An 8,682-nucleotide genomic window follows, 5' to 3' on the forward strand; every position below is an offset into this window, starting at 1 on the left:
CTCGTCGAGCGCCGCACGTCGCACCCGATGGTGCCGCCGGCCCCCAGCAACGCAGCGCAGATGAGCATCGCCGTTCGGTACGCCGCCGAGAACGCCTCCGGCACGGCATAGTCCGAGCCGCTGAGTCCTACGACGGCCGGCAGGGCAGCGACGGCGAGCAGGCTGCCCGCGCGCGCGACGGCGTTGTTCACGCCGCTGGCCACGCCGGCATACCGGTCGGGGGCCGCGGCGAGGACCGTCGCCGTCAGCGGTGCGACGAGGAACGCGAGCCCGAGGCCGAAGACGGTGATGCCGGGCAGGACACCGGTCCAGTACGTCGAGCCCGCGCCGACGCCCGAGAGCAGCAGGGTGCCGATGCCGCATACGACCGGACCGACGGTCATCGGCAGGCGAGGGCCGATGCGCGAGGCGAGCTCACCGCCGCGGGCGGCAAGGAGCAGCATGAGCACCGTCACGGGGAGCGACGCCATGCCGGCGAGCATCGGCCCGTAGCCCAGGACCACCTGAAGCTCGAGGGTGAGGAAGAAGAAGACCGCGCCGAGGGCGGCATAGACCAGCAGGGTCATCCCGTTGGCGGCGCTGAACTGGCGGGACGCGAAGAGGGCCGGCGGCACCATCGGGTGCGACGTGCGGCGCTCGACGAGGACGAAGGCGACCCCGATGGCGAGGCCGAGTGCGCCGACGCCGAGGGCCGCCGCGGCTCCGAGCGACGCGTGCTCGATCAGCGCGAAGGTCGTGACCCCGAGGGCCATCGTGGCGAGCACGGCGCCGGCCACATCGAAGCGGTGGCCGGCCTTCTCGTCACGCGTCTCCGGGACGTGCAGCTGCGCGATCCAGACGGTCGCGACGCCGAGCGGCACGTTGACGAGAAACGCCCACCGCCAGCTGGCGTACTGCACGAGCCAGCCGCCGACGAACGGCCCCAGGGCGGAAGCGATGCCGCCGAGCCCCGACCACGCGCCGATGGCCTTGCCCCGGTCGGCCGGGCGGAACGAGCCCTGGATCATCGACAGGCTGCCCGGCGTCAGGAGGGCGCCGCCCACCCCTTGGAGCACCCGCGCGACGATGAGCTGGACGGGTGACTGCGCGAGGCCGCACGCTGCGGAGGCCACCGTGAACCAGACGACCCCGATGACGAAGACGCGTCGCCGGCCGAAGCGGTCACCGAGCGATCCGCCGAGCAGGATCAGCGAGGCGAGGGCGAGCAGGTAGCCGTTGGTGATCCACTGCAGCTCGGCGAGGCTGGCACCCAGCTCCTCGCCGATCCGCACCAGGGCGACGTTGACGACCGTGCCGTCGAGCAGGGCCATGCCGGAACCGAGGACGGCGGCCGCGATGACGAACCGGCCGGTTCTGGAGCCGAGGGCGATGTCGCTCACCCCGGCAGTCTGTCATCGCGCGCGACGACCGGCGCCTCAGCGCGGGCAGTCGTCCACGGGGAGCGGGTCGCGCCGGGCGGCCCGGGCCCCGCGCAGGCTGACGAGCGAGTCGACGGTGAGCACGATGAGCGCGAGCCAGACGATGCCGAAGCCGATCCAGCGCTCGCGCGGCATGTGCTCGTGCAGCAGCAGCACCGCGCAGAGCAGCTGCATGAGCGGGGTGATGAACTGGATGAGCCCGATCGTCACGAGGGGGATGCGCCTGGCTGCGGCGGCGAAGCACAGCAGCGGTACCGCGGTCACGACGCCGGACAGGACGAGCAGCGAGCTGTGCACCCCGCCGTGCCGACCGAACTCCAGCCCGCCCTGGGCGCCAACGAGGAGCAGCAGCACCACGGCGACGGGGGCCAGCACGACGGTCTCGACCGTCAGGCCGTGGATGGCGTCGAGGCTGACGCCCACCTTCTTCTTCGTCAGGCCGTAGAGCGCGAAGGACACCGCGAGCGTCAGCGCCACCCAGGGGACGCGTCCGCCGGAGACGCCGAGGTAGACGCCGGCGACCACGCCGATCCCGACGGCGACCCACTGCAGCACGCGCAGGCGCTCACCGAGCACGACGACGCCGAGCGCCACCGTGACGAGGGGGTTGAGGAAGTAGCCGAGGGCCGCCTCCGAGGTGTTGCCGGAGGTCACGGCCGCGACGTAGATGACCCAGTTGACGGCGATGAGCACCGCGGCGATCGCCGTGCCGCCGAGGAGCCGAGGCCGCCGCAGCAGCGGCCGGATCCATCCGAAGTCGCGCACGACGAGCAGCACGACGACGCAGAAGAGCAGCGTCCACAGGATGCGGTGGGCGAGGATCTCCCACGGCCCGGCGGGCTTCAGCGCGTCGAAGTAGAGCGGGAAGAGCCCCCAGAGGCCGTATGCCGCGAAGCCGAGCAGGGTGCCCCGTCCGACCTCGCCGTGTGGCGCCGTCGACCCCGAGGCGCGCGTCGAGGACTCGGCGCTCGTGACGGACGAGACGGTGTCGCGGCCGCTCACGCCCCCACGGTCCAGGTGTCGCGGCCGGCCAGCAGGGCGTCGATGTCGGCGTCGGTGACCTCACCCGTGCGGGCCGAGGCGACCTGAGCGCGCAGGGAGTCGTCGTAGGTCGGGCGCTGCACGTTGCGGAAGACCCCCATCGGCACGTGCCCGAGGTCGGGGCTGTCGAGCCGCGAGAGCGCGAACGCAGCGGACGGGTCGTCGGCCGAGGCGTCGTGGCGCACGATGCGGGTCGGGTCGGCCTCGGTCCGCGGCACGACGGCGAGCGAGCCGCGGTCGTCGCGGACCACGACGTTGTCGCCGGCGGCGACCTCCTCGCCGTTGGTCAGCTGCAGGATGCGCGCGGCGGCCTCGGTGCGGTCCTTGAGCACGTCGAAGACGCCGTCGTTGAAGATCGGGCAGTTCTGGTAGATCTCGACGAGGGCCGACCCACGGTGCTCGGCGGCCGCACGCAGCACGGACGTCAGGTGCTGCCGGTCGGAGTCCATGGTCCGGGCCACGAAGCTTGCCTCGGCCCCGAGCGCGAGGGACACCGGGTTGAAGGGGGTGTCGAGCGACCCGAGGGGCGTCGACTTCGTCACCTGGCCGATGTGCGAGGTGGGGGAGTACTGCCCCTTCGTCAGGCCGTAGATCTCGTTGTTGAAGAGCAGGATCTTGAGGTTGACGTTGCGGCGAAGGGCGTGGATGAGGTGGTTGCCGCCGATCGAGAGCGCGTCACCGTCGCCGGTGACGACCCAGACCGACAGGTCCTCACGGGTGGCGGCAAGGCCGGTCGCGATCGCCGGGGCGCGGCCGTGGATCGAGTGCATGCCGTACGTGTCGAGGTAGTACGGGAAGCGCGAGCTGCACCCGATGCCCGAGACGAACACGATGTTCTCGCGCTTGAGCCCCAGCTCGGGCAGGAAGCCCTGCACGGCGGCGAGGATCGCGTAGTCGCCGCAGCCCGGGCACCAGCGCACCTCCTGGTCGGACGTGAAGTCCTTCTTCGTCAGGGCGGTGCCGTCGGTGAGGCGAGGCACGTTCGCGGTGCCGATGGCACCGGGCGCGGCGGACGGCATACCAAGGTCGGTGGTCACTGGGCGGCCTCCTTCAGGGGCACGTCGGAGACGGACGCCACGGCGGTGGCGATGACGTCGGCGAGCTCGCCCGCCTGGAACGGCAGGCCGCGCACCGACGTGTGCGACTCGATGTCGACGAGGTACTTCGCGCGCAGCAGCAGCGCGAGCTGGCCGAGGTTCATCTCGGGCACGATGACGCGCGAGTAGGCGCGCAGGACCTCGCCGGTGTTGGCGGGGAACGGGTTGAGGTGGCGCAGGTGCGCCTGGGCCACTCGCGCACCGGTGGCCCGCGCCAGGCGTACGCCCGCGGCGATCGGTCCGTAGGTCGAGCCCCAGCCGAGGACGAGCACGTCCGCGTCGCCGGTCGGGTCGTCGACGACGAGCGAGCCGATGCTGTCGGCGATCCCGTCGATCTTGGCCTGGCGCAGCCGCGTCATGTGGTCGTGGTTGTCGGGGTCGTAGGAGATGTTGCCGGTGACGTCGGCCTTCTCGATGCCGCCGACCCGGTGCTCCAGACCCGGGGTGCCGGGGATGGCCCACGGCCGCGCGAGCGTCTCCCGGTCGCGCAGGTACGGGTGGAAGGTCGGCTGACCCTTGTCGTCCACGGCGTTCGGCTCGGTGGCGAACTCGACCTCCAGGTCGGGCAGCTCGGCCGTGCGCGGCAGGCGCCACGGCTCGGATCCGTTGGCGAGGTAGCCGTCGGACAGCACGATGACCGGCGTGCGGTAGGTGGTCGCGATGCGCACCGCCTCCACGGCAATGTCGAAGCAGTCGGCCGGCGTTGCGGGCGCGACGACCGCCACCGGTGACTCGCCGTTGCGGCCGAAGAGGGCCTGGAGCAGGTCGGCCTGCTCGGTCTTGGTCGGCAGGCCGGTCGAGGGGCCACCGCGCTGGATGTCGCAGACGATGAGCGGCAGCTCGAGCGACACGGCCAGGCCGATCGTCTCGGCCTTGAGCGCGAGGCCCGGGCCGGACGTCGTGGTGACGCCCAGTGCGCCACCGAAGGAGGCGCCCAGCGCGGCGCCGACCCCGGCGATCTCGTCCTCGGCCTGCATCGTCGCGACGCCGTAGCGCTTGAGCCCCGCCAGCGTGTGGAGGATGTCGGACGCGGGCGTGATCGGGTAGCTGCCGAGGAAGAGCGGCAGGTGGGCGCGGTGGGCAGCGGCGACGAGGCCGAGCGACAGGGCGACGTTGCCGGTGACGTTGCGGTACGTGCCCGGAGCCATCGTCGCCGGCGCCACCTCGTAGGCCACGGCGAAGTCCTCGGTGGTCTCGCCGTAGTTGAAGCCGGCGCGCAGGGCCGTGAGGTTGGCCTCGAGGATCTCCGGCTTGTCGGCGAACTTGGCCTTGAGGAACGCCTCCGTGCCGTCCATCGGGCGCGTGTAGAGCCAGGAGAGCAGGCCGAGCGCGAACATGTTCTTCGCGCGCTCCTTCTCCTTGCGCGTCAGGTCGGTGAAGGCCGCGAGGGCCTGCACGGCGATGGAGGTCAGTGCGACCGGGTGCACGTCGTAGCTTGTCAGGGAGCCGTCCCCGAGCGGGCTCTCGACGTAGCCGACCTTCGAGAGGTTGCGCTTGGTGAACTCGTCGGTGTTGACGATGATCGTGGCGCCGCGCGTCAGGTCGCGCAGGTTGGCCTTGAGGGCGGCGGGGTTCATCGCCACGAGCACGTCGGGGGCGTCGCCGGGCGTCAGGACGTTGTGGTCGGCGAAGTGCAGCTGGAAGCTCGAGACGCCGGGCAGCGTCCCCTGGGGCGCGCGGATCTCGGCCGGGAAGTTGGGCAGGGTCGACAGGTCGTTGCCGAGCAGCGCGGTCTGCGAGGTGAATCGGTCACCCGTCAGCTGCATGCCGTCGCCGGAGTCCCCGGCGAATCGGATGACCACGCGATCGAGCTTCTGGACCAGTTTGGCGCTCATGCTCTGCGACGTCCTCGATCTTCCATACGATTCGCTGCCCGGGCCATTGTGCGCCGGGCAATTTCCATGGTAGTTCGTGCTGAATTCAACTTTGGACGGGTTGCCATCACTCGGACAGGCATGTGTCGAACCATTCCGCCGGGATGCCGGGCATCTGGCTAGGCTGGCGTTCATGTCCGGGTACGTGGCCGTCGCAGCGGTGCTGGGGGCGGGCGTCCTGCTCGTCACGGCGGCGATGCTCGTCCGACGCCTGCTGGCTCCGCGTGCCCCGCACGCCGACAAGCTCGCGACCTACGAGTCGGGCGTCGACCCGGTCGGCCAGGGCTGGGCCCAGACCAAGGTCCGATACTTCGTCTTCTCCTTCCTCTACGTCATCTTCGCCGTCGACGCGATCTACCTCTTCCCGTGGGCGACGGTCATCCGAGACGCCCGCCTCGGTCGTGCCAGCCTCGTCGAGATGGGCCTGTTTCTCGCCGTCGTCGTGCTCGGTCTGGCCCACGCCGCGCGGCGCGGCCTGCTGAGGTGGGTGTGATGGGCCAGCCGCCCAGCGAGCGCGAGTCCGCCAGCCAGCCCGGCCGGCAGGTCAGCCTCCCGATGCCGACGGTCGGACCCGCGTCCATGGGCGTCCTGGGCGGCCACGCGCCCAAGCCGATCAAGGTGGTCCTCAACTGGGGACGGCGCTACTCGCTGTGGGTCTTCAACTTCGGGCTCGCCTGCTGCGCCATCGAGTTCATCGCCGCGTCGATGGGCCGGCACGACTTCATCCGCCTCGGCGTCATCCCCTTCGCGCCTGGTCCTCGCCAGGCCGACCTCATGGTCGTGTCCGGCACCGTCACCGACAAGATGGCGCCGGCGATCCGCCGCCTCTACGACCAGATGCCCGAGCCGAAGTACGTCATCTCCTTCGGGGCCTGCTCCAACTCCGGCGGGCCCTACTGGGACTCGTACTCCGTGACCAAGGGCGTCGACCAGATCGTCCCGGTCGACGTCTACGTCCCCGGCTGCCCGCCGCGCCCCGAGGCGCTGCTGCACGGCATCATCCGCCTGCAGGAGCAGATCGCGAGCGAGCGCCTGTCGGCGCAGAAGCTCAAGGGGAGGTATGCCGGCATGCGCGTCGGTAGTGCCGGTGACGTCCGTCGTCCCCTCCTTCGCCGGGGCTCCGAGCCGGGGCCCGTGGCGCCGGACGGCGGCGCCCGATGAGGGTCACCGAGGTGCGCGACGTCCCGTTCGGGGAGTGGTCGAGCACCGTGCTCGCGCTCCGCGAGCAGGGCTACGCGTACTTCGACTGGCTGACGGCCGTCGACGAGACCGACCGGGAGGGCGACGACGCCGGCTTCGACGTCGTGTGCCACCTGCTCGACGTGCGCCGGCCCGGTGCGCTCACCTCGGTGCTGCTGCGCACCCGGGCGGCCGAGGGCGTCGCCGTGCCGTCGCTGACCGGGATCTTCCGCGGCGCCGCCTGGCACGAGCGCGAGACCCACGAGATGTTCGGCATCGACTTCGACGGCTTCGACGACGGCAGCGGCCTCGGGCTGCGGCCGCTCCTGCTGCCCGAGGGCTTCGAGGGCACACCGCTGCGCAAGTCCTTCGTCCTCGCCGCCCGGGCCTCCAAGGCGTGGCCCGGCGCGAAGGAGCCCGGCGAGGGCCATGACTCCGCCCGCGCTCCCGGCCGTCGGCGGGTGCAGGCGCCCGGCGTCCCAGGCCCGGACTGGGGTCCCCGATGACCGTCGTGCTGGCCCCTTGGGTCGAGGTGGTGCTGCGCGCCGTGGCGGTGCTCGTGGCGTCCCTCGTGCTGCCGCTGCTCGTCGGTCAGACCGAGCACAAGGTCATGGCCCACATGCAGGGCCGGCTCGGGCCGATGTATGCCGGTGGCTTCCACGGGTGGGCGCAGCTGGTGGCCGACGGGGTGAAGTTCGTCCAGAAGGAGGACATCACCCCCGCCAGGGCGGACAGGTGGGCCTTCCGGCTCGCGCCGTTCGTCGCGCTGATCCCCTACCTCGTGGCGCTCGCCGTCATCCCGCTGTCGCCCGAGGTCGTCGGCGCCGACGTCGACGCGAGTGTCGTCCTCGTCCTGGCCGTCATCGGGGTCGGGATCATCGGAACCCTGATGGCCGGCTGGGCCTCGGCCAACAAGTACTCCCTGCTCGGCGCCATGCGCGCCGCGGCGCAGCTCGTCTCCTACGAGCTGCCGATGGTCCTCGCGGTCGCGTCGGTGGCGCTCGCGGCCGGGTCCCTGTCGCTCGTCGGCATCGCCCAGGCGTGGAACCCGTGGTGGTTGCTCTGGCAGCTGCCCGGCGCCCTCGTCTTCCTCGTCGCGGCCCTCGCCGAGCTGCAGCGCCCGCCCTTCGACATGCCGCTCGCCGACTCCGAGATCGTCTTCGGGGCCTTCACCGAGTACACCGGGCTGCGCTTCGCCTTCTTCCTGCTCGCCGAGTACGCCGGCATCGTCGTCATGTCGCTGCTCTTCGCGGTGCTCTACCTCGGCGGCTGGGCCGGCCCCCTCGAGCAGTGGCTCGGCTGGCTGTGGACGGTGCTCAAGGGCTTCCTCGTCGCGGTCGTCGTGATCTGGCTGCGGGTCTCGTGGCCGCGCATGCGCGAGGACCAGCTCCAGCGCCTCGCCTGGGTCTGGCTGGTGCCGCTGGCCCTCGTCCAGCTCGCCCTGACCGCCGTCGGGGTGGTGGCCTTCTCATGACGATCCCCACCTACGGACGTCGAAAGGCCACAAACCGGTGCCGACGAGCGCCCTGGCGGGCGCCGTCGCACCGGTGTGTGGCCTTTCGACGGTTGATGAGTGGCAGCGACGCGCGGGAGCAGGAGGAGGTGTTGGGACGTGGCTGACGGCATACTCCCGGGGCTCGTCAAGGGCCTCGCGACGACAGCGAGGTCGCTGACGCGGCACACGCACACGGCCGAGTACCCCGACGTGTCGCCGGCGCTGCCGCCACGGTCGCGCGGCGTGATCGCGCTCACCGAGGAGAACTGCACCTCGTGCATGCTCTGCGCGCGCGAGTGCCCCGACTGGTGCATCTACATCGACTCCCACAAGGAGGAGCTGCCGCCGACGACGCCCGGGGGGAGGGCCCGCCAGCGCAACGTCCTCGACCGGTTCGCCATCGACTTCTCGCTGTGCATGTACTGCGGGATCTGCATCGAGGTGTGCCCGTTCGACGCCCTCCACTGGACGCCGGAGTTCGAGTACGCCGAGCTCGACATCCGCGACCTGCTGCACGAGAAGGACCGCCTGGGGGCCTGGATGGCGACCGTCCCCCCGCCGCCCGCCCTCGACCCGTC

The 8,682-nt window shown here is 71.5% G+C and carries 9 protein-coding genes; 5 read left to right on the forward strand and 4 right to left on the reverse strand.

The annotated features are described in order from the left end of the window. The 4 genes from AC3WRT_RS20365 to AC3WRT_RS20380 all read right to left on the reverse strand — a co-directional run. Nucleotides 1-1,379 (reverse strand): MFS transporter (locus AC3WRT_RS20365; protein ID WP_492725195.1); only part of this gene is annotated, 1,379 nt, incomplete at its 3' end. Nucleotides 1,380-1,415: 36 nt separating this feature from the next. Next, nucleotides 1,416-2,420, reverse strand: coding sequence for an EamA family transporter RarD (gene rarD / locus AC3WRT_RS20370; RefSeq protein ID WP_492725196.1), 1,005 nt, complete (start codon nt 2,418-2,420; stop codon nt 1,416-1,418). Next, nucleotides 2,417-3,496, reverse strand: coding sequence for a 2-oxoacid:ferredoxin oxidoreductase subunit beta (locus AC3WRT_RS20375; protein WP_492725197.1), 1,080 nt, complete (start codon nt 3,494-3,496; stop codon nt 2,417-2,419). Before AC3WRT_RS20375 ends, rarD begins: the two co-directional genes overlap by 4 nt. After that, nucleotides 3,493-5,391 (reverse strand): 2-oxoacid:acceptor oxidoreductase subunit alpha, encoded by a 1,899-nt coding sequence (locus tag AC3WRT_RS20380; protein ID WP_492725198.1) that lies wholly within the window; start codon nt 5,389-5,391, stop codon nt 3,493-3,495. The genes AC3WRT_RS20375 and AC3WRT_RS20380 overlap by 4 nt, the downstream gene beginning before the upstream one ends. Before the next feature lie 172 nt (nt 5,392-5,563). On the opposite strand from AC3WRT_RS20380, the gene AC3WRT_RS20385 reads away from it, so the two are divergent. The 5 genes from AC3WRT_RS20385 to AC3WRT_RS20405 all read left to right on the forward strand — a co-directional run. After that, nucleotides 5,564-5,923 carry an NADH-quinone oxidoreductase subunit A gene (locus AC3WRT_RS20385; RefSeq protein ID WP_492725200.1) on the forward strand — a complete coding sequence of 120 codons (360 nt, stop codon included), beginning with the start codon at nt 5,564-5,566 and terminating at the stop codon, nt 5,921-5,923. Continuing rightward, a complete protein-coding gene (locus tag AC3WRT_RS20390) occupies nt 5,923-6,591 on the forward strand; it encodes an NADH-quinone oxidoreductase subunit B (RefSeq protein WP_492725201.1) in 669 nt (222 codons plus the stop codon). The genes AC3WRT_RS20385 and AC3WRT_RS20390 overlap by 1 nt, the downstream gene beginning before the upstream one ends. Beyond that, nucleotides 6,588-7,115, forward strand: coding sequence for an NADH-quinone oxidoreductase subunit C (locus tag AC3WRT_RS20395; RefSeq protein WP_492725202.1), 528 nt, complete (start codon nt 6,588-6,590; stop codon nt 7,113-7,115). Before AC3WRT_RS20390 ends, AC3WRT_RS20395 begins: the two co-directional genes overlap by 4 nt. Further along, on the forward strand, nt 7,112-8,083 hold the full coding sequence (gene nuoH / locus AC3WRT_RS20400; protein ID WP_492725204.1) for an NADH-quinone oxidoreductase subunit NuoH: 972 nt from the start codon (nt 7,112-7,114) through the stop codon (nt 8,081-8,083). The genes AC3WRT_RS20395 and nuoH overlap by 4 nt, the downstream gene beginning before the upstream one ends. A 138-nt stretch (nt 8,084-8,221) precedes the next feature. Continuing rightward, nucleotides 8,222-8,682: NuoI/complex I 23 kDa subunit family protein (locus tag AC3WRT_RS20405; protein ID WP_492725205.1), on the forward strand; the 461-nt coding region annotated here is incomplete at its 3' end.

It is taken from the genome of Terrabacter sp. FW104-15G4B, assembly GCF_058790095.1.

Bases quoted from the DNA above. Each gene is read 5' to 3' on its own strand.
- AC3WRT_RS20380 (WP_492725198.1), bottom strand. From the start codon at position 5,391: ATGAGCGCCAAACTGGTCCAGAAGCTCGATCGCGTGGTCATCCGATTC.
- AC3WRT_RS20385 (WP_492725200.1), top strand. From the start codon at position 5,564: ATGTCCGGGTACGTGGCCGTCGCAGCGGTGCTGGGGGCGGGCGTCCTG.
- AC3WRT_RS20390 (WP_492725201.1), top strand. From the start codon at position 5,923: ATGGGCCAGCCGCCCAGCGAGCGCGAGTCCGCCAGCCAGCCCGGCCGG.
- AC3WRT_RS20395 (WP_492725202.1), top strand. From the start codon at position 6,588: ATGAGGGTCACCGAGGTGCGCGACGTCCCGTTCGGGGAGTGGTCGAGC.
- nuoH (WP_492725204.1), top strand. From the start codon at position 7,112: ATGACCGTCGTGCTGGCCCCTTGGGTCGAGGTGGTGCTGCGCGCCGTG.